Raw genomic sequence first — 18,513 nt, 5'->3', positions numbered from 1 at the left:
GGGGCCCGCTCGAGTGCCTCAGGGGAGCCGGAACACATAGAGCGTGCCTCCCGCCGTTGTCGCGTCCTTGAGATCCTTCATCGCGTTGACGAAACCGAGGGCAGCGGTGGCGTCGCGCGGATCGAGATCGCCGGACACGATGGCGCCGGCCCAGCCGCCGACACCCGACAGGATCGCCACATATTGGTGTCCGTCGGGGCCGCGATATGTGATGGGCTGGCCGATGATGCCGGACGACGTCTTGAATTGCCAAAGCAGCTCGCCGGTCTTGGCGCTGACCGCCTTGAACCAACCCTCCATGGTTCCGTAGAAGACGACATCGCCGGCGGTCACGACCGCGCCGCTCCACACCGGGAAGTTCTCCTTGAGGCTCCAGGCGGGCTTCTCCGCGGCGATGTCCCAGGCGGTGAAGGCGCCCCGGTTTCCGCCGGGCCCGGGGATCATGCGTACGTTCATGCCGACATAGGGCGTGCCGGCAATGTAGTTCACCTCGACGCCTTCTTCGTCCATGCACAGATTGTTATGCGGGATGTAGAGCAGCCCGGTCTTCGGCGAAAAGGCGGAAGGCTGCCAGTCCTTGAGCCCCGATGCGGTCGGGCAGATGTCGCGGACGACCTTGCCGGTACCGGTCTTCTTGTCCGGATTTTCGACCAGACGGCCGCTGTCGAGGTCGACACCCTTGCTGGAATTGACGGGGCCGTAGGGCTTCGCGGACAGCACTTCGCCGGTGGTCCGGTCGAGAATGTAGAGATAGCCGTTGCGCTCGGGCCGGACCAGCACCTTGCGCGGCTTGCCCTGCCAGGTCATGTCGAGCAGGACCTGCTCGTTGATCCCGTCATAGTCATGGAGGTCATGCGGGCTCCACTGGTAGAACCATTTCGCCGCTCCGGTATCAGGGTCGCGGGCGAAAATCCCTGACGTCCATTTGTTGTCGCCGGGCCGCAGATCCGGGTTCCACGGTCCAGGGTTGCCGGTGCCGTGGAAGATCAGGTTGAGATCCGGGTCGTAGGAAATCCAGCCCCACATGTTGCCGCCGCCGATTTTCCAGGCTTCCGGCGGCCATGTCGTGACGCCAAGGTCCTTGCCCTTGTCCATGTCGTAATGCGGCTTGAAATCGGGGCCGATCAGCACGTCCTTGTCCGGTCCGGTGCCGTAGGCCGTCCAGACGACATGACCGTCGCCGGCGTCAAGCGCCTTGACCCAGCCGCGGACGCCCATCTCGCCGCCTGAATTGCCGACCAGCACTTTGCCTTTCACCACCAACGGCGCCATGGTGATGGTCTCTCCTATGTTGATGTTGCCGATATGGGAGTTCCAGATCGGCTGACCGGTGTTCGCATCGAGTGCGATGGTGTGACCGTCCAGTGTGTTGAAGAAGATGCGCCCGTCCGCGAAAGCCGCGCCGCGATTCACGACGTCGCAACAGGCAACCCCTTGCGCCGCGGGTTCGGGATTGGGTTCGAACTTCCATTTCATCGGCGCGCCTGGCTTGGTGAGGTCGAGCGCGTAGACCATGTTGGGGAAGGGGGTCACGATGTACATAGTGCCGCCGACGACCAGCGGCGCCGCTTCCTGGCCTTTGTTGACCCCGGTGGAGAAGGTGAAGGCCACCTGCAGGTTCTTGACATTGCCTTCGTTGATTTCCGTGAGCTCACTGTAGCGGGTCGACGCGTAGTTCTTGGCCGGCATCGTCCATTGCCCATCGTCGCGCGGTGCGGCGGAAGCCGGCGGCGAGATCGCTGACGGTGGCGGAGCTTCGGAAGCGCCCGTCAGCAGAGGAGTGCAAGCCAGCAGCAACCCCGCAAGGAAGCTCTGGAGACGTTTTCTAGCTGCCGCCGGGCGGTTCGTGCGTACCGCGTCAACGCAGGGTGTTGCACACCGCGCTGCTTGCTTCATTTCGGTGTCGCGCCTCCGACGCCTGAACCGATTTCCGCTGCGATGTCGGCCTCGGTGCCCGAGCATAGCGGGTGACCCCAGCCGGAGGCGCTTTTTCCGCCGGGATCGAGATCATAGATGATGGCATCCTTGCGGTTGGGATTGACGCCTGCCGGGACCTTGTCGAGGCCGAGAGCCGCGCGAACGCGCCAGGCGACATTGTGGTCGGCGCAAGAGGAATCGCCACTGACGCCAAGCGCGCCAACGATCGTTTTGCCGTCGTAAAGGGCCAAGCCCCCGCCAAACACGACGACGCCGCCGATAGGCTTGCCGACCAACGGATCGTTGGCGCTGCCGAAGGCTTTGGGATCGCCCGCATAAGCCGCGGCTTGGTTGACGGGGTTGGTCGCCTGCAGCCCGAACAGCGGCCCACCCGGTTGCACGCCAGCGTAGAGATTGGCCGTCGACAGGGCCATTTGAGCCAGGCTGAGACCGTTGGCGGTGTTGGCTTTCTCCGCTGCGACGAGCCGACTGCCCGGCCATTGCGAATCGACTGCGGGGCCGCTGAACGCAATCGCGCAGACAGTGCCATCGCGGGCAACGATCGCGCCCCATTCGTTGGTTTCAAAGCCGCCATTGGCTGGTCCGCCGCTTGCCTTCACATTGGCTTTGAGGACTGTAAGCAGCCTATCGTGATCGGCCGGACAAGCCTGCTGCGCCATGGCCCTGTCATCGTGGAGCAGGTCGCCCATCAGCAACAACAAACCAAAGGCAGATACGAAAAGCTGACAGCGATACATTGTCTTGGGCATTCGTTCGAACATCAAAGAGAACCCTGGCAGATCGTGAACGCGAGCAGGCGTCCGTGCCTAACTCGCACAATGCTTCTATGTTCCTGCTTTGGAAAAATTCGTGCAGTTGGATTTGAAGGCTGGTGTTCAGCCATGCTGTCCGTGTCATCCCAAGCCTCCTTTGGCGGGCGATAAACCCGGACAACTCATCTGCTACCTAATCCGGACAACTCCTGTGCTTACGACACAGATCGGAGAGGGACTTGCCTACATCGCACATGTCGTCGATATGAAGGTCGATGAACCCGCCGAAGGGCTTCAGGCGCGCTATACGGGACTTTGTCAGCGTCTCACCATGATCGACTTGGCGTAAATTCGTGTGCACCCGGCAGGGTCTAGCGTTTTGAATGTTAAAGAAAATGCTGGAAAATCAATATAGACTGGCTATTGCACCCATGATGGACTGGACGGACCGCCATTGCCGGTTCTTCCATCGCCAGCTGACGACACATGCGCTGCTTTATACCGAAATGGTTGTGGCCGACGCGGTTATCCACGGCGCGCGCGAGCGGCTGCTTGGCTTCGATGAGGTGGAACATCCCGTCGCCCTGCAACTTGGCGGCTCCGATCCGGCAAAACTTGCCGAAGCGGCGCGCGTTGGCGAAGCCTTTGGTTATGACGAGATCAATCTCAATGTCGGCTGCCCGTCCGACCGCGTCCAGTCGGGCACGTTCGGCGCTTGCTTGATGAAAGTACCCGACCTCGTCGCAACCTGCGTCGCGGCGATGAAGGCGGCGGTGACGGTGCCAGTCACGGTCAAGTGCCGCATCGGCGTCGACGAACAGGATCCGGAGCCGGCGCTCGATGCGCTGGCGAATGGGGTTTTCGATGCCGGCGCCGATGCCTTGTGGGTGCATGCTCGCAAGGCGTGGCTGGAAGGGCTGAGCCCCAAGGAAAATCGCGACATCCCGCCGCTCGACTATAACAGGGTCTATCGGTTGAAGGCTGGAAAACAAAACAAATTCATTGGCATCAATGGCGGTATTCAGTCTCTTGACGAGGCGCGGCTGCATCTCGATCATGTTGACGGAGCCATGCTCGGCCGCGCCGCGTACCACACACCAGGCATTCTGGCCGGTGTTGACGCCGCCTTCTACGGTGCGCGGTCGGAAGCGTTCGATTTCGCGGCACTGATCGATGCGATGGCGGACTATGCGGCGCACCATATCGAACAGGGCGGCCGGCTCGGCCATATTACCCGCCATATGGTCGGGCTGTTTCACGGGCTGCCCGGCGCGCGCCGCTACCGTCAGATCCTGTCCACCGACGCGACCCGACCCGGGGCCGGGGCGGATATGCTGAAGACGGCTTTCGCGGCTGTCGAACTCGGTGGAGCGGCCGCCGAAGCGGCCTGAGCTCAGTCCCTGAGGATCATCCGGTCGCCACGCACGTCGAAGCCCGACAGCGAACCGATGAAGTTCATGCCAAGCAGGCTTTGGCTCAGCATGCCGGGAGCGGCGATCATCACCGGCATATCCTTGCGCACGATGCCGCCGATCGCCAGTTCGTCGGTTTTGACCGCCGCGGCGCGCGCCATGCCATTGGCGGTCGAAACCGGTATCGTGTAGTTGAGCGCCGCGGGATTGAAGCCTGCGGCCTGGGCGTCCTCCGAAGTCAGAACCGTGCTGGTGGCGCCGGTGTCCACAACGGCGCGAACCGCGTTGCCGTTGACCAGGATGCGCGCTTCGAAATGGCCATTGTCGGCCTTGTCCAAGGTCACGGTGGCGTGGCCGTCTTCGACACCGAGCGCCAGCGGGCTGCCGGGAACGAGGCCGGCGGTCACCCGGCTGGCGACGTCCTGCAGCTCGTAGCGATATTGATAGCCGGCGATCAGCGCGAGCACGATAGCCGCCCAGGCGCCGAGGTTGCGGGCCATTACTCCCAGCGGAGCGGACCGCAGCAAGCCGGCGCCGATAAGGGCGCCGAAAGCCCCAAGCCAGATCAGCCGGCCAAAATCGTAATTCTCGACGCCGAACGTGCTGCCGGCGGAATCGTTGAGCATGAGCAGGGCTGCCCCTACACCGATCACCGCCATCACAACCCAGAACAGCCGGCTGCTCACTCGTCCCTCGCTAGAGTGCGTCGCGTTCGCGTGCCATGCGGGTGCGGCGCGTTTCCCGGCGCGGCCGGCGCTCGACGGTTTCGAGCCGGGCTGGCAGTTCGGCCATCACGCTGCGGCGCGTCTCGGGCGTCATCCCTATCCAGGCGCCGATCTCCTCGCGCGTGCGGCCGCAACCGAAGCAGAAGCCGGTTTTCATATCGATCGAACAGACCAGGATGCAGGGAGATTCGATGGCCGTCATGACTTTCTCTCGGTGGACCCGGTCCGGAATCCGCTCTTCCACCTCCACATGGTGCAATGGCAAAGCCAATGCAAGCCCTCCCGATCGCGCCTTCCGTGGCCGCCTTTGCGGCAAATCAGGAAGGACGATCGAGGAGGTTGTGCCGGTCACGCAAGACAGCTATTCCGCTCCTCTGCTCCAGCAACGATTGTTCGCGACATGACCAGTGCACTGCCTTTCGATGATTTCCGCGACCTGCTCGGCAATCTGCCATTGGCCGACCTCAAAGCTGAAGCGCGCGTGCGCACACTGTTTGCCAAGGCCGATAAGCCTGAGAATTCGCTTGGCCGCGTCGAGGACATCGCCGCCTGGCTCGCAGCCTGGAGCGGTCGCGCTCCGCCTGCCGTGACCAGGCCCCTGATGGCTGTCTTTGCCGGCAACCATGGCGTTGCCAGGCAAGGCATTTCGCCGAGGCCCGTGGCGGCGACCGCTAACGCGGTCGAGCTTTGCGCGGCCGGCGGTGCGGCGATCAACCAGATCTGCATTGCCAACGACCTCGGTCTGAAGGTGTTCGATCTTGCCCTGCACATCCCGACCGGCGACATCACCGAGGACGCCGCGCTCGATGAGCGCGGTTGCGCCGCCACCATGGCCTTCGGCATGGAGGCGATTGCCGGCGGCACCGACCTGCTTTGCCTCGGCGATCTCGGCGTCGGCAATTCCACCGTCGCCGCCGCCCTGCTCGCCGCGCTTTTGGGGGGCAGGGGTGCCGACTGGGTTGGCCCGGGATCCGGCGCCGACGCGGCGATGCGGGCTCGCAAGGCAGAGGTGGTCGATGCGGCGCTGGCCTTTCACGGCCGCCATCTAGAAGATCCGCTTGAGGCGCTGCGCCGGGTGGGCGGCCGCGAGTTCGCGGCGATAGCCGGCGCAATCCTTGCCGCGCGGATGCAGCGGATACCGGTACTGCTCGATGGATTCGCGGCAACGGCAGCCGCGGCGGTGCTGCATGCAGCGAACCCCGCAGCCCTTGATCATTGTCTTCTCGCCAGCCTGTCGCCGGAGTGCGCGCATGCAAGGGCGGCCGAGCACCTCGGGCTGCGTCCGCTGCTCGATCTGGGGATCGGCCACGGCGAAGGGGCGGGAGCCGCTCTGGCGGCTGGGCTGGTCAAGGCGGCGGCACTGACCAGTTCGGGCATGGCGGCGGCTGTGCGGGGCTAGAATGTTCCAGCCCTTGGCCTGTTAACGCCTGGGATTTGGGATACGATAAACGACCGAGGTATATTTCGAATTGGAGCGGGTCCCGACTATCGAGCCGCCAAGGCCCTCGGCAATCCTTCTGCTCGCCACGTTCCCTTCCGCGACAGGATACTCGAAGCAATCGGGATCGAGCTCGTCGGATGCCCATGCCGCCAGAGCGGCAACGGCCTCTCGGCCGATGCCGTTTCCATGTACGTCCTCCCTGATCCAAATTCCGATCTCGGGACAGGCAGTGCTGGCCGCGTGAAGGCCGGCGAGCCCCAGACAGCGACCGTCCGCCAACGACCGCACGACGAAATGCAGATCCGATCCGTCAAGGATCGGCGCCAACCAGGACCTCCACACCTCAGCAAAAGCCGTTGGCGATCGAGGTGGTTCCCACTGCATGAAACGGGTGATCGCGGGAGTGATCGCGGCAAAGATCTCCGCGGCATCGTCGGCGGTAAACAGCTTCAGGCCAAGCCGTTCCGATTTGATTTCGACGCCGCTGCCATCCCAATCTGCCGTCATCGCGCTCTGCGTACCTTCTTCCAGTCCGCCGACGCGGATCCGCAGCGTGCTACCGCCGTCGCGCGGCCACCGCCGCGGTCGGCAGTGCCGGCAGTTCTTCCATCACCCGGCTCAGCGGGAAAATAGCGATCGCCTCGGTGCCTTCGCGCAGCTTGGAATGAAGCTCGAACTCGCCGCCATGCATGGCGAGCAGCCCTTGGACGATCGGCAGGCCAAGCCCGGTGCCTTGCTCGGCGCTCTTGATGGCGATCGAACCCTGGCCGAAGGCTGAAAGCACGACCGGAATCTCGTCCTCGGGAATGCCCGGACCGTTGTCCTTGATCGAAATGTATTGTCCGCCGCCCGCCGTCCAGCCGACCCGGACGCGGATTTCGCCGCCGGTGGCGGTGAACTTGATGGCATTGGACAGAAGGTTGAGCGTGATCTGGCGCACGGCGCGCTCGTCGGCGAACAGCCGCGGCAATGTCTGTTCGAAATCCTGGAGGACGCGGATGTCCTTGTTGCGCGCCTTCAACTCCATCATGTGGCAGCAATCTTCGACGATGTTGAGCAACATGACCGGCTCCTCGTTGAGCTGGTAGCGGCCGGCCTCGATGCGCGATAGGTCGAGGATCTCGTTGATCAGGTCGAGCAGATGCTGGCCTGAGTCATGCACGTCGTGGGCGTAGTCACGATAGGTGGGATTGCTCATCGGCCCGAGGACCTCGTTCGCCATCACCTCGGAAAAGCCGAGAATGGCGTTGAGCGGCGTGCGCAATTCGTGGCTCATCGAAGCGAGGAAACGCGATTTTGCCAGGTTGGCGTCCTCAGCCCGCCGCCGCGCCTCGTCCGACATCGACTTCGCCGTCTCCACTTCGGCGATCAGCGCGTCCTTTTCGGAGCGGAACGACAACAGCAGCAGGGAGAAGCGATTGAGGTGACTGGCGATATAGGCGAAGAAAGGCAGCGACAGGACAAGCAACGCGGCCATGATGGCCTCGACCGGCATCCAGGACTTGGTCGCGGCATAGGCGTAGAGCGCCACTGGAACCGCGAAGGTCGCCAGCAGTGCTCCGCCCAGGGACGAGGCCATGAGCGCCGTCCCTGCCATGACAAACAGCAGCACCACCGCCTTGACCGCCTGGAACTGGTCGACCTCGCAGGCCCCGCAGCCCAGCCAGACGAACCAGGCCCAGCCCAGACCACAAAGGAAGTGGCCGACCAGGAATTCCCTTCGCGTTTGCAAGACGTTAAGTTCGGAAGCTTCCGTGCGCTCGATGCGCCGCGCCATGAAAACGACGATCGTATACGAGGTCAGCGTAAACAACGCCCAGAGCCCGATCTCATTGCCGACACCGGCCAGACGGCCCGCCGCGGCGATCGCCAGGACGAGCATCGGGATGACGACGGCGCCGCTGGTCATCGCCTGGGCATGGAGCTTCAGCAGCTCGCGGTCGAAATCGAGATTGCCGGCCTGCTGCGAAAGACGGTCGCGCGTCTTGCGCACCGCGCGCGCGACATCGCTGTTGCGATGCCGTTTCCTGCGGTCCACAATGAACTTGTCCGCTGTGTTCGAGCGTTGCAAGGGCATCAAAAGCTTCAATTTATGCGCGCAGCGATTTCAAGGTGTTAAGCTACGTTCGAATGATTAACCAACCGTTTGCCATATGAGCCGTTCGTGGTCGCCAAGGTCGCGCCCGAGGTACGCGGCAGCGCGCCCGAGAAGTCCGTGGCGAAAGCTGCTGGATTACGGGCTGACCGTCATCATTCTGGGGCTGCTGATCCTGCTTGCGGCGCGTCTCGATCGAGTGGAGACACGCAAGACGCAAGGTACAGCCATCATCAATGACGGCGATTCGATCACGCTCGGCACCGAGCGCATCCGCATGCGCGGCATCGACGCCCCGGAATACACCCAGACTTGCCACAAGAACGGCGCCGATTATGCCTGTGGCACGCTGGCGCGCCAGTCGCTGGTGCGGCTGATCGCCGGCAGGCCGGTCACCTGCAGCGGCTGGCAGCGCGACCGCTATGGCCGGTTGCTCGGCGACTGCAAGGCCGGCGGCACCGACCTAAACCGCGCCCAGGTCGAGGCCGGCTGGGCCGTTGCCTATGGCGCTTTCGAAGGCGATGAAGCAACGGCCCGCGCGGCCAGGGTTGGCATCTGGGCGGGCACGTTCGACCTGCCACAGGACTGGCGCGACAGTCACCACGGCGAGGTCGTCGAGCGAAAACATGGCACACTGGCGTCGATCGGCGACGCGGCGCGCGAGATCTTTCGCTTCTGGTGAAGCGTGTCTGGCGGAAGGAAGAGGAGGATCGAAATGAAGCTGTTCGACGGCGGCCGGGCACCCAACCCTCGGCGGGTTCGGGTTTTTCTCGCCGAGAAGGGAATCGCGGTTCCGTTGGTGCCCGTCGACATGGGCGCGCTGGAACACAAGCAGCAGCCAATAAGCTCGCGCAACCCGCTGCGGCGCCTGCCGGTGCTGGAACTCGATGATGGCACCATCCTCACCGAATCCGTCGCCATCTGCCGCTATTTCGAGGAACTCCATCCCGAGCCGGCATTGTTCGGAAACGGCGCGCTTGGCAAGGCGCAGGTCGAAATGTGGCAGAGGCGGATGGAGTTCAACCTGCTCAGCAGCGTCACGCAGGCTTTCCGCCATGTCCATCCCGCCATGAAGGAATGGGAAATTCCGCAGGTCCCCGAATGGGGTGAGGCCAACAAGCCGAAGGCGGTGGAGTTTCTCATGCTGCTCGATGCTGAACTCGGCAGTCGTGAATTCGTCGCCGGCGACAGCTATTCCATTGCCGACATCACAGGGCTGATCGCGATCGACTTCATGAAGCCGGCACGCATCAAGGTGCCGGAGGAATGCACCAATGTGTCGCGTTGGCATCAGGCAATCTCCAGCCGGCCGAGTGCCGCTGCTTGAGCGTGGAACTGGACAGATTCGCCACGACGGTCCGCGCTTGCCGCATCTGCGCGGACAATCCCATCGGCAAGCCGCTGCCGCATGAGCCGCGTCCGGTGCTGCGACCCTCTTCCAGCGCCCGTATCCTGATCGCCAGCCAAGCACCGGGAACCAAGGTGCATCTGTCGGGCATGCCCTTCACCGATGCTTCGGGCGACCGTTTGCGGACTTGGCTTGATGTGACCAGCGACGAATTCTACGACATCGAGAAATTCGCCATCGTGCCGATGGGCTTCTGCTTTCCCGGACAGGACGCCAAGGGCGGCGACCTGCCGCCGAGGCGCGAATGCGCCCCGGCCTGGCGCGCGCCCTTGATGGCGCTGATGCCGCGGATCGACCTGGTGCTGACGATCGGCATCTACGCGCAGACCTGGCATATGGGCGCGTCGCGGCGCGCCTCGCTGACGGAAACGGTGATGGACTGGCGCGCCATCTGGGAGAATTCCGGCGGCCCCAAAGTGCTGCCGCTGCCACATCCATCCTGGCGCAACACAGGCTGGTTGAAGCAGAATCCGTGGTTTGAAATGGATTTACTGCCTTTCCTGCGCTCGGAAATCCGCTATCGCCTCGGTTAGGCATTGAGCAAGAAAACACTCGCTTTCGACGCAAGCGGCAGAATTTTTTTCTTGTGAATGGCCCAAATAAAAGGGAATATAGCGAAACTATTCCACCAGGAGCCTCCGATGGATCGCCTCGACCGAAAAATTCTCCGCCTGCTGCAGGAGGACGCGACGCTCGCGGTCGCCGATGTCGCCAAGAAAGTCGGCCTGTCGACCACGCCGTGCTGGCGGCGCATCCAGAAGCTGGAGGAGGAGGGCGTCATCAAGCGGCGCGTCGCCATTCTCGACCACGAGAAGGTCAATGTGCGGGTCACCGTCTTCGTGTCGATCCGCACCAATTCGCATAGTCATGAATGGCTGCGCCGGTTTTCCGAGGTCATCCAGGAATTTCCCGAGGTGGTCGAATTCTATCGCATGAGTGGCGACGTCGATTACCTCTTGCGCGTCGTGGTGCCCGACATTGCCGCCTACGACGCCTTCTACAAACGGCTAATCGCCAAGATCGAGATCCGGGACGTGTCGTCGTCCTTCGCCATGGAGCAGATCAAGTACACGACCGAAATCCCGCTCGACTATATGGTGCTGGACAAGGAGTCGGGCGCGAACGCAGCCTGAGCCCGCCGTTCAATTCTTCTTCTTGTTGAGGAAGCTCCAGGGCGAGTTCACCGGCAACACAACGGAGTCCGGAACCGTGTCGACGGCCACGACATCTGCCTTGCGCACGCTATAGCCGGACTGGATGACGCTGACGCCGTCGAGAATGAACAGCTGGCTCTTCTCCATATCCGGCTTCAGGACGCCGGTGACGGCAACCGACTGGTAGGCCTCGGACATTTTGTAGGGATGGGCTGGTGTGACCAGCACGATCTGGTTGGGCGGAGGCGTCGGCATGTGGCTGCACGCACCCGTCCATGGCACCAGCAGGAACTGATAGACGAGATCTCCGTCGCGATCCACCGGCAATGCATAGCCGGCTAATTGTATGGTCTTGTCGTGCAGGGCGACTGAGAGCGTCTCGCCATGATCCGGCAGTTTCGCCGCGATCATCGGCAAGCCGGCGTCTTCGGCGATGGCCTGCGTCGCCGGGCGCAGATCCTTCCAGAAGATGTGCGTGGTCTCGGCCGAAGCGCCCGCAGTGGAGAGTGCAAGCGCGGCTGCAAGCGCCAGGATCGCTTTGAAATGGTTCATGGTCGCATCCTTTGCGGCGAGTAAAGACGCCGCTGTCGGTGGCGTCAATGCTCGAGCCGCGTCACATGTCGGCGAGAACCGGCCGCGGCAATCCTCGCCTTGTCAGGTCTTTCTGGTGGCGAGGCGTTCGTGGGTTTTGGCATGCGAGAGTTCTTTCACCGCATCCTTGCCGATCCAGCGCGCCGTCCTGTTCGCGGAGTTGGCAAGTTCCTGCGCCAGGGCAAGGGCAGGGCCATGCAAACCCACCGACCGTTTGCCGATTTGCCGCAGCGCCCAGTTGACCGCTTTCCTGACGAAATTGCGCTCGTCGCGGGAATGAGCCTCGACTAGCGGCAGGTAGGACAGAAACGTCGCGTCCGGCTCCTTTTTCAAATGCACTGACGCCCATGCCAGCATCGCGAAGGCCGTGCGGCGGACGAATTCGCGCTCGTCGGCGGCAAACTCCTCGACCAGCTGGCGCCAGAACGGCGTGTCCACGAACAGATCCGAGACGGTGTCGACGATCTCCCAGGAGTCGAAATCGCCGGCCCAGCGGCGGCATTCTTCAATGGTAATCTTTTTCGGCTCGCCGGTGAAGGCCGCCATCAGCCGTGCTTCGCGAACGCCGCTGTCCCACAGCGCCAGGGATCGCTTGTGGTCGCGCTTCAGCTTGCGCGCCAAAGGCCGCAAATCCGCATTGGCGACACCGAGCGCGGTCGCGGTGTTGATACCGAACCGCCCCATGCCGGCGCGGACTTCCTCGGTTCCGATCGAATGCAGATGAGCGACGATGTCCTGCGCGGTCCAGCCTGGAACGGGCAGGGACACTGCGCCTACTTCTCCAGCCGCGCCAGCAGCGAGGACGTGTCCCAGCGCTTGCCGCCCATCGCCTGCACGTCCTTGTAGAACTGGTCGACCAGCGCGGTCACCGGCAGCCTGGCGCCATTGCGATCGGCCTCTTCAAGGCAGATGCCGAGATCCTTGCGCATCCAGTCGACGGCGAAACCGAAGTCATATTTGCCGGCATTCATGGTCTTGTGCCGGTTTTCCATCTGCCAGGAACCGGCCGCGCCCTTGGAAATCACCTCGATGACCTTCTCAATGTCGAGACCTGCCTTCTTGCCGAAATGGATGCCTTCCGAAAGCCCCTGCACCAGCCCGGCGATACAGATCTGGTTGATCATCTTGGTGAGCTGCCCGGCGCCCGCCGATCCCATCAGTCCAACCATGCGGGCAAAAGCGTCGATAACTGGCCTGGCCCTGTCGAAGGCGGCCTCATCGCCGCCGACCATCACGGTCAGCACGCCGTTCTCGGCGCCGGCCTGGCCACCGGAGACGGGCGCGTCGAGAAATGAGAAGCCGCCCGATTGCGCGGCTTCGGCCAGTTCGCGCGCGACTTCAGCTGAAGCCGTGGTGTTGTCGATGAAGACCGAGCCTTTCTTCATCGCCTTGAAGGCGCCCGCGGGGCCCGTGGTCACGGAACGCAGGTCGTCATCGTTGCCGACGCAGGAAAAAACGAAATCCTTGCCCTCGGCGGCCTGGGCCGGCGTCGCGGCAAAGCCGCCGCCATGTTGGGCGACCCACTGCTCAGCTTTGGCTTGGGTGCGGTTGTAGACGGTCACGTCGTGGCCACCCTTGTTCTTCAGGTGTCCGGCCATGGGATAGCCCATGACGCCAAGACCGAGAAATGCCACCGATGCCATGCCTTGTCCTTCCGACGGAAAAGAGATTTCAGCTGCGGAAGCTCTAGGCCATGCGACGAATTCGTCAAGGCGCGCGCTGCGGCATCGACTGGCACAGGCCGATCCGGAGCGGCTCAGCGATTGAGGTGGATCGTGATCCTGCGCTCGATCCATTCGACGCCATGGCGCAGGATTTCGACCATCACCAGATAGACGATGGCGACCCAGACATAGGCCTGGAAATCGAAGGATTTGGCGTAGGCAAGCTTCGCATTGCCCATCAGGTCATAGACCGTGATGATGGCGACGATGGCCGAGGCCTTGATCATCAGAACCAGTTCATTGCCGTAGGGCCGCAAGGCCACGATGAACGCCTGCGGCAGGATGACCTTGCCTAGCGTCTGCAGCTTGTGCAGGCCGAGCGAGGCAGCACCTTCCCATTGGCCCCTGGGAACACTCTCGATGGCGCCGCGGAGGATTTCGGCCTGGTAGGCCGCGGTGTTGAGCGCAAAGGCGAACACCCCGCAGTTGAAGGCCTCGCGGAAGAACCACCACAGCCCGATGGACTCGAGCTGCAGCCGGAAAGAACCCAAGCCATAGTAAACGAGGTAGACTTGGACGAGCAGCGGTGTGCCTCGAAAGAAATAGACATAGCAATAGGCAAGGCCAGACAAGAACCGGTTCTTCGACATGCGGCCATAGGTGACGGGCAGCGAAAAGATCGCGCCGGCCACCATCGAGATCGCCACGAGCGACAGCGTGGTCCACAGTCCCTGCAGATAGGCGGGTGCATATCTGGCAAAGAACTCGCCATTCCAGGCGTAGGCGAGATAGGCGAGGATACCGAGGCCGAAGAGGATCCAGAGGCCGACGAGTGCGTAACCGACGATGCGGGTGCGCGGCCAGCCGCGTGCCCGCGGCGGCGGGCGGTCGACCGAGATCGCTTCCGTGACGCTCATCGTGCCTCCCTCCGCCCCAGCGAGCGCAAGATGAACCCGGTTGCGATCGAGGACAGGATCGCCAGGACGAGGAAAACCAGTGCGGCGACGCTGTAGAACAGGAAGGAATGCTTGGTGACACGTGCCGCCACGCCGGCATTGCGCAGGGTTTCAGCGAGGTTGACGACCGAGACGAGGGCGGTGTCCTTGAGCAGGCTCAGCCAGCAATTCTCAAGGCCGGGAAAGGCGATGCGCAGCAGCTGCGGCAGGATCACCTTGCGCATGGTAAGCCATTTCGACAGGCCGATTGCATAGCCGCCTTCATACTGGCCCTTCGGAATGGCGCGAAAGGCGGAGAGGAATACCTCGCTGGCGTAGGAAGAAAAGATCAGCGACAGCACGATCATGCCGGCGATGAAGCTGTCGACATCGATCGTTGCCTCGGGCTTGAAGAGGCGGATGACGTATTGCAGCAAGATGGGCATGCCGAAGAAGAACAGGAACAGCGTCACCAATTCCGGCAGGCCGCGAAACATGGTGGTGTAGATGTTGGCGGCCAGCCGCAGCGACGGTTCTTCGGACTGCTTGGCCCAGGCTACGAAAAAGCCGATCGTCAGGCCGATCGGCAGCGTTGCAAGCGCGAGCGCGATGGTGACCAACGCACCATAGGCAATATCGTCACTCCAGCCCTCCGGTCCCCAACTGAGCAGTGTCCATATGCTTTGGACTGGCATTGACTGGCCTTACCCCACGGCGCTCCCGAGATGAACAAGGCGGCAGGGAAACCCCGCCGCCTTGGCAATGATGATCAGGACTCGGCGCCGTAGACGTCGAACTTGAAGTACTTGTCGTTGATTTCCTTGTATTTTCCGTTGGCGCGGATGGCGTCGATGGCGGAATTCAGCTTGTTGACCAGGTCGGTATCGCCCTTTCGAACGGCGATGCCGGCGCCAGGTCCGAAAATTTCGACAGGTTGCGGCGAGGGCTGGCCGAGAATCTTGCAGCAGGCGCCTTCAGGCGAATCCAGAAACTGCTGCAGCACGACAATATCGTCCTCGATGGCGTCGAGACGGCCATTGGCGAGGTCAGCCTGTTCCTCGGGGCTGCTCGGATAGCCCTTAATGGTGCTGTCCGTGTAGGTCTTCGAGGCATAGTTGAAATGGGTGGTGGTGGTGGCGACGCCGATATTCTTTCCGGCGAGGTCTTCCTTGGTCACTCCCTTGAGCGGCGAATCCTTCGGCACGGCGATCGCCGACGGGGTGTTGTAGTATTTGTGCGAGAAGTCGACCTTCTGCTGCCTCTCCGGCGTGATCGACATCGAGGCCACGATGGCGTCGAACTTGCCGGCCTGAAGTGCGGGGATGATGCCGTCCCAATCCTGGGCGACGAAGGTGCACTTGACCTTCATCTCATCGCAAAGTGCCTTGGCGATGTCGATGTCGAAGCCGACAAGCTGGCCATCGGCGGTGAGGTTGTTGAAGGGGGGGTAGGCGCCTTCGGTGCCGATCCGCAGGGTCTTCTCCTGGGCCTGGGCTACGCCGAGCGTCAGCAGCGCAGCCGATGCGGCGAGCGCGATACGCAGTGCAATACGCATGATAGTCCTCTCTTTATGGTCCCGGCCGTCGTTCCGAAACGGCTCTGTGGGGCGGTGCTTTTTGACCGCCCGCTAGGCCGATACTCCCACTCTTTCCAAGAAAAAAGCAACCGCAAAACCGCCGAAATCGGTAATGGGCTTCTACCGTTACGTTACTTCTCAAGCAACGAGGCCGGTCGTACGCTCGATGAAGTCGGCTATGGATTTTGCGTCATCGAGGTCGAACACCGGCAGGCTCTGGTCGGCGATGGCGAAATCCGCGGCGACGGCGACAATATTGGGATCATCCACCGCAAGCGGCGTCCGGTCCTTCGCTTCCAGCCGCCTCGTTTCGATCTTACGGTGGGATTCGCGCTTGTAGCCTTCGACCAGCACGATGTCGCAGGGGGCGAGCCGCGACAGGATGGCGTCCAGCGGCGGCTCCTGCTCGCCACGCAATTCGTGCATCAGCGCCCAGCGACTGCCCGATACGATCGCAACCTCGGTAGCACCCGCCTGCCGGTGGCGGAAGCTGTCGGCGCCGGGCTTGTCGATGTCGAAATGATGATGAGCATGTTTGACCGTCGAGACTTTCCAGCCGCGCCGCACAAGCTCCGCGACCAGCCTTTCCGTCAGTGTGGTCTTGCCGGAGTTTTTCCAGCCGGTGATGCCGAAGATGCGTCTGTTCATGGCGACATGCTCTGCAACAGCTGTTCAGCCTGGGCAAGATCGTCCGGCACATTGATGTTGAAGAAAGGATCGATTCCGGCGGATTGCGGGACAGGGAATTCCACGTCGACATGGCCGTGTTGTTCGATAAAGGTCGAAACGCGCCTGTTGTCCTCATCGACCAGGAAATGCCGCAAGGCTTCGCGGCATCCGGTTGGCCACAGCGCGAAGGTCGGATGCCGCCGGCCCGCCGAAGAGGCGACGGCGATCGAACCGGGGTGTTGATGCGCCGCCGCCGCAAGACGATCAACGAGATCCGGCGGCAGGAAAGGCGTGTCGCTGGCCGCTGTGACGATCGCCCTGCAAGGCGTGCCGGCGGCGGCCCATTCCAGGCCGGTCAGGATTCCGGCAAGCGGCCCGGCAAAGCCTTCGATGGTATCGGCAAGCACCGGCAGCCCGAACCGGGCGAACCGCGCCGGATCGCCATTGGCGCTGAGCGCCAGGGTCTCGAGCTGCGGGCCAAATCGCGACAGCACCTGGTCGAGCACGCAGCCGCCGCCCAGCGGCAACAACGCCTTGTCGCCACCGCCCATCCGCCTCGACTGGCCACCTGCCAGGATGAGCCCAGCAATATCCCGCTTCATGCTATCCAGCCTGTACGCCAGCCGCGGAAATCGCAAGCGGCTTCAAGGGGGTGCTAGAGTCCTTCCGGCGCCATGGCCGGGCCGGTGCTTTCGGCGACGATCTTTCGCCGGCCGACCATCCGCTCGCGATAAAGCGTATAGAGACCCGAGCCAACAACTATTGCCGCGCCGCCAATCATCGGCACGTCCGGTATGTCACCGAAAATAATCAAGCCAAGCAGTATCGACCAGAGGAGCGCCGTGTAGCGGAACGGGGCGATGAAGGAGATCTCACCCGATCGCATCGCCATGATGATGAATTGGTAGCCGATGAGCACCAGCACCGCGGCCAGCGCCAGCAGCGCCGTGCTTTTGCCGGTCATCGGTGTCCAGCCACCCATCGGCGTCAACAAAAACGCACCGACTACGGTCATGGCCAGCGCGGTGGCGGTCGAGACCAGCATCGTCGGGATGGCCTGGGGGATGCGCTTGGTGGCAAGGTCCCGCACCGTGCAGCAGGCGACGGATGCCAGCGCCACCAGCGAGTAAATGCTGAAGCCCTCGAAACCCGGCCGCACGATGATGATGACCCCGGCAAACCCGATGGCGATCGCCAGCCAGCGCCGCCAGCCGACCGCTTCACCGAAAAACAGCGCCGCGCCCATCGTCACCGCCAGCGGCAGCGCTTGCAGAACGGCCGAAACGCTGCCGATCGGCAAATGGGCGAGCGCGACCAGGAAGGACACCGTAGCGCCCGCCTCGCCCAGGACACGGACCGCCACCAGCGGCTGCAGCATCAGGCGCGGCTGAAAAAGTGCGCCACGTTGCCAAGCCAGCAGACCGACGAACAGCGAGGCGAACGCCCCTCTGATCAACATGACCTGCGCCATGTTCATCGACTCAGAAGAGTATTTGGTGATGGCGTCGTTGAGCGTGAAGCCAACCATCGCTACCACCATGAACAACGCGCCGCGAAGATTTGGGGAAAGGGGCAAGACATCTACCGGTTGCTTTGGCAAGCAAGGCTGTAACAGCCCGCCACGAGACAGCAACGGCAAAGGGCTGGGCCAGGACCCGATATCCATCTTCGCCGGCGTGAAACCATCCCGGACGAGGTATGAATTCTGTCGGAAGGCGGCAACGCCTCCCGACACGGTGCGGACGAGGGATTGTCTACTTCTTGGGTGACAGCACCTCGGTGCCGTTCCCCTCCTTGCCGGCGATGGTCCACAGACCATGCAGCGACCCGTCATCCTCGACCTTGTAGACGACGAGGCCGATATCCTTGCCCATTTCGTAGCCAGCGGAGAATGCGTTGTCGTTGCGCATGCAGATGCCATCGGAAGAAGAACCGCCGGTCTCCCAGTGGATCGTGCAGGTGGTGCCGCTGGTCAGCGTGATGGTGGCTTCGCCGCCATAGGACGAACCATCGAAATTGGTGCCGGCAACGGTGTAAGTGCCGCCGATCGACTGGGCAGCCGCCGGCAGGGCAGCCAAGCCGAGCAAGGCGAAAGCGAGAAGAAGTTTGCGCATGATGTAATCCCCCGAAAATGCGATGAATCGCTACGGAAC

At 62.7% G+C, this 18,513-nt stretch carries 22 protein-coding genes; 6 read left to right on the top strand and 16 right to left on the bottom strand.

The window, feature by feature from the left end; all coding sequences use genetic code 11:
* Positions 1-18 precede the first annotated feature (18 nt).
* Entirely contained in the window at positions 19-1,896 is a 1,878-nt protein-coding gene (locus tag FJ954_RS26925) for a methanol/ethanol family PQQ-dependent dehydrogenase (protein ID WP_140664562.1), read from the bottom strand.
* On the bottom strand, positions 1,893-2,627 hold the full coding sequence (locus FJ954_RS26920) for a heme-binding protein (RefSeq protein ID WP_246681158.1): 735 nt from the start codon (positions 2,625-2,627) through the stop codon (positions 1,893-1,895). The genes FJ954_RS26925 and FJ954_RS26920 overlap by 4 nt, the downstream gene beginning before the upstream one ends.
* Before the next feature lie 458 nt (positions 2,628-3,085).
* Here FJ954_RS26920 and dusA point away from each other — a divergent pair, with 458 nt between their 5' ends.
* Positions 3,086-4,081, top strand: a complete 996-nt coding sequence (gene dusA, locus FJ954_RS26910) for a tRNA dihydrouridine(20/20a) synthase DusA (protein ID WP_140664559.1) — start codon at positions 3,086-3,088, stop codon at positions 4,079-4,081.
* A gap of 2 nt (positions 4,082-4,083) precedes the next feature.
* Here dusA and FJ954_RS26905 read toward each other — a convergent pair whose 3' ends face one another.
* Together FJ954_RS26905 and FJ954_RS26900 are read right to left on the bottom strand one after the other, a co-directional pair.
* Positions 4,084-4,788 (bottom strand): TIGR02281 family clan AA aspartic protease, encoded by a 705-nt coding sequence (locus FJ954_RS26905; protein WP_224587214.1) that lies wholly within the window; start codon positions 4,786-4,788, stop codon positions 4,084-4,086.
* A gap of 10 nt (positions 4,789-4,798) precedes the next feature.
* Positions 4,799-5,029: a DUF1289 domain-containing protein gene (locus FJ954_RS26900; protein WP_041163452.1), complete on the bottom strand. Its 231-nt coding sequence runs from the start codon at positions 5,027-5,029 to the stop codon at positions 4,799-4,801.
* A 198-nt stretch (positions 5,030-5,227) separates the two neighbouring features.
* Here FJ954_RS26900 and FJ954_RS26895 point away from each other — a divergent pair, with 198 nt between their 5' ends.
* A complete protein-coding gene (locus FJ954_RS26895; protein ID WP_140664556.1) occupies positions 5,228-6,226 on the top strand; it encodes a nicotinate-nucleotide--dimethylbenzimidazole phosphoribosyltransferase in 999 nt (332 codons plus the stop codon).
* 21 nt (positions 6,227-6,247) lie between these two features.
* Here FJ954_RS26895 and FJ954_RS26890 read toward each other — a convergent pair whose 3' ends face one another.
* Positions 6,248-6,775 carry a GNAT family N-acetyltransferase gene (locus tag FJ954_RS26890; protein WP_140664553.1) on the bottom strand — a complete coding sequence of 176 codons (528 nt, stop codon included), beginning with the start codon at positions 6,773-6,775 and terminating at the stop codon, positions 6,248-6,250.
* Between the two features lie 49 nt (positions 6,776-6,824).
* Positions 6,825-8,345, bottom strand: a complete 1,521-nt coding sequence (locus FJ954_RS26885) for a HAMP domain-containing sensor histidine kinase (RefSeq protein ID WP_140664550.1) — start codon at positions 8,343-8,345, stop codon at positions 6,825-6,827.
* Between the two features lie 76 nt (positions 8,346-8,421).
* Between FJ954_RS26885 and FJ954_RS26880 the strand changes: the two genes are divergently transcribed.
* The 4 genes from FJ954_RS26880 (at position 8,422) to FJ954_RS26865 (ending at position 10,904) form a co-directional block, all read left to right on the top strand.
* The gene (locus FJ954_RS26880) at positions 8,422-9,045 is read left to right on the top strand and encodes a thermonuclease family protein (RefSeq protein ID WP_140664547.1); all 624 of its coding nucleotides are present in this window, start codon (positions 8,422-8,424) and stop codon (positions 9,043-9,045) included.
* 33 nt (positions 9,046-9,078) lie between these two features.
* Positions 9,079-9,690: a glutathione S-transferase gene (locus FJ954_RS26875; protein WP_140664545.1), complete on the top strand. Its 612-nt coding sequence runs from the start codon at positions 9,079-9,081 to the stop codon at positions 9,688-9,690.
* On the top strand, positions 9,630-10,304 hold the full coding sequence (locus tag FJ954_RS26870; RefSeq protein WP_140664542.1) for a uracil-DNA glycosylase family protein: 675 nt from the start codon (positions 9,630-9,632) through the stop codon (positions 10,302-10,304). The genes FJ954_RS26875 and FJ954_RS26870 overlap by 61 nt, the downstream gene beginning before the upstream one ends.
* A 108-nt stretch (positions 10,305-10,412) precedes the next feature.
* Positions 10,413-10,904, top strand: coding sequence for an Lrp/AsnC family transcriptional regulator (locus tag FJ954_RS26865; RefSeq protein WP_006205209.1), 492 nt, complete (start codon positions 10,413-10,415; stop codon positions 10,902-10,904).
* A gap of 9 nt (positions 10,905-10,913) precedes the next feature.
* Here the strand turns inward: FJ954_RS26865 and FJ954_RS26860 are convergent, their stop codons facing one another.
* The 10 genes from FJ954_RS26860 to FJ954_RS26815 all read right to left on the bottom strand — a co-directional run bounded on the left by FJ954_RS26860 (position 10,914) and on the right by FJ954_RS26815 (position 18,474).
* Positions 10,914-11,477, bottom strand: a complete 564-nt coding sequence (locus tag FJ954_RS26860) for a DUF3299 domain-containing protein (RefSeq protein WP_140664540.1) — start codon at positions 11,475-11,477, stop codon at positions 10,914-10,916.
* A 102-nt stretch (positions 11,478-11,579) separates the two neighbouring features.
* Positions 11,580-12,284 carry a DNA alkylation repair protein gene (locus FJ954_RS26855; RefSeq protein WP_140664537.1) on the bottom strand — a complete coding sequence of 235 codons (705 nt, stop codon included), beginning with the start codon at positions 12,282-12,284 and terminating at the stop codon, positions 11,580-11,582.
* A gap of 5 nt (positions 12,285-12,289) precedes the next feature.
* Complete coding sequence (locus FJ954_RS26850) at positions 12,290-13,159, bottom strand: NAD(P)-dependent oxidoreductase (RefSeq protein WP_140664534.1); 870 nt, start codon at positions 13,157-13,159, stop codon at positions 12,290-12,292.
* Between the two features lie 113 nt (positions 13,160-13,272).
* Positions 13,273-14,097: an ABC transporter permease gene (locus tag FJ954_RS26845; protein ID WP_140664531.1), complete on the bottom strand. Its 825-nt coding sequence runs from the start codon at positions 14,095-14,097 to the stop codon at positions 13,273-13,275.
* A complete protein-coding gene (locus tag FJ954_RS26840) occupies positions 14,094-14,810 on the bottom strand; it encodes an ABC transporter permease (protein ID WP_015317854.1) in 717 nt (238 codons plus the stop codon). The genes FJ954_RS26845 and FJ954_RS26840 overlap by 4 nt, the downstream gene beginning before the upstream one ends.
* Before the next feature lie 74 nt (positions 14,811-14,884).
* Positions 14,885-15,670 carry an ABC transporter substrate-binding protein gene (locus FJ954_RS26835; protein WP_015317855.1) on the bottom strand — a complete coding sequence of 262 codons (786 nt, stop codon included), beginning with the start codon at positions 15,668-15,670 and terminating at the stop codon, positions 14,885-14,887.
* Positions 15,671-15,829: 159 nt separating this feature from the next.
* The gene (gene mobB, locus FJ954_RS26830; protein WP_140619683.1) at positions 15,830-16,339 is read right to left on the bottom strand and encodes a molybdopterin-guanine dinucleotide biosynthesis protein B; all 510 of its coding nucleotides are present in this window, start codon (positions 16,337-16,339) and stop codon (positions 15,830-15,832) included.
* Complete coding sequence (gene mobA / locus FJ954_RS26825) at positions 16,336-16,962, bottom strand: molybdenum cofactor guanylyltransferase MobA (RefSeq protein WP_140664529.1); 627 nt, start codon at positions 16,960-16,962, stop codon at positions 16,336-16,338. The genes mobB and mobA overlap by 4 nt, the downstream gene beginning before the upstream one ends.
* 53 nt (positions 16,963-17,015) lie before the next feature.
* Positions 17,016-17,936: a DMT family transporter gene (locus tag FJ954_RS26820; protein ID WP_140619722.1), complete on the bottom strand. Its 921-nt coding sequence runs from the start codon at positions 17,934-17,936 to the stop codon at positions 17,016-17,018.
* A 178-nt stretch (positions 17,937-18,114) separates the two neighbouring features.
* On the bottom strand, positions 18,115-18,474 hold the full coding sequence (locus tag FJ954_RS26815) for a hypothetical protein (protein WP_015317859.1): 360 nt from the start codon (positions 18,472-18,474) through the stop codon (positions 18,115-18,117).
* Between the last annotated feature and the right edge of the window lie 39 nt (positions 18,475-18,513).

The organism is Mesorhizobium sp. B2-3-15 (genome assembly GCF_006442875.1).
GTDB classification, from domain to species: Bacteria; Pseudomonadota; Alphaproteobacteria; order Rhizobiales; family Rhizobiaceae; genus Mesorhizobium; species Mesorhizobium australicum.
This window is presented reverse-complemented; position numbering and strand designations above follow the sequence as displayed.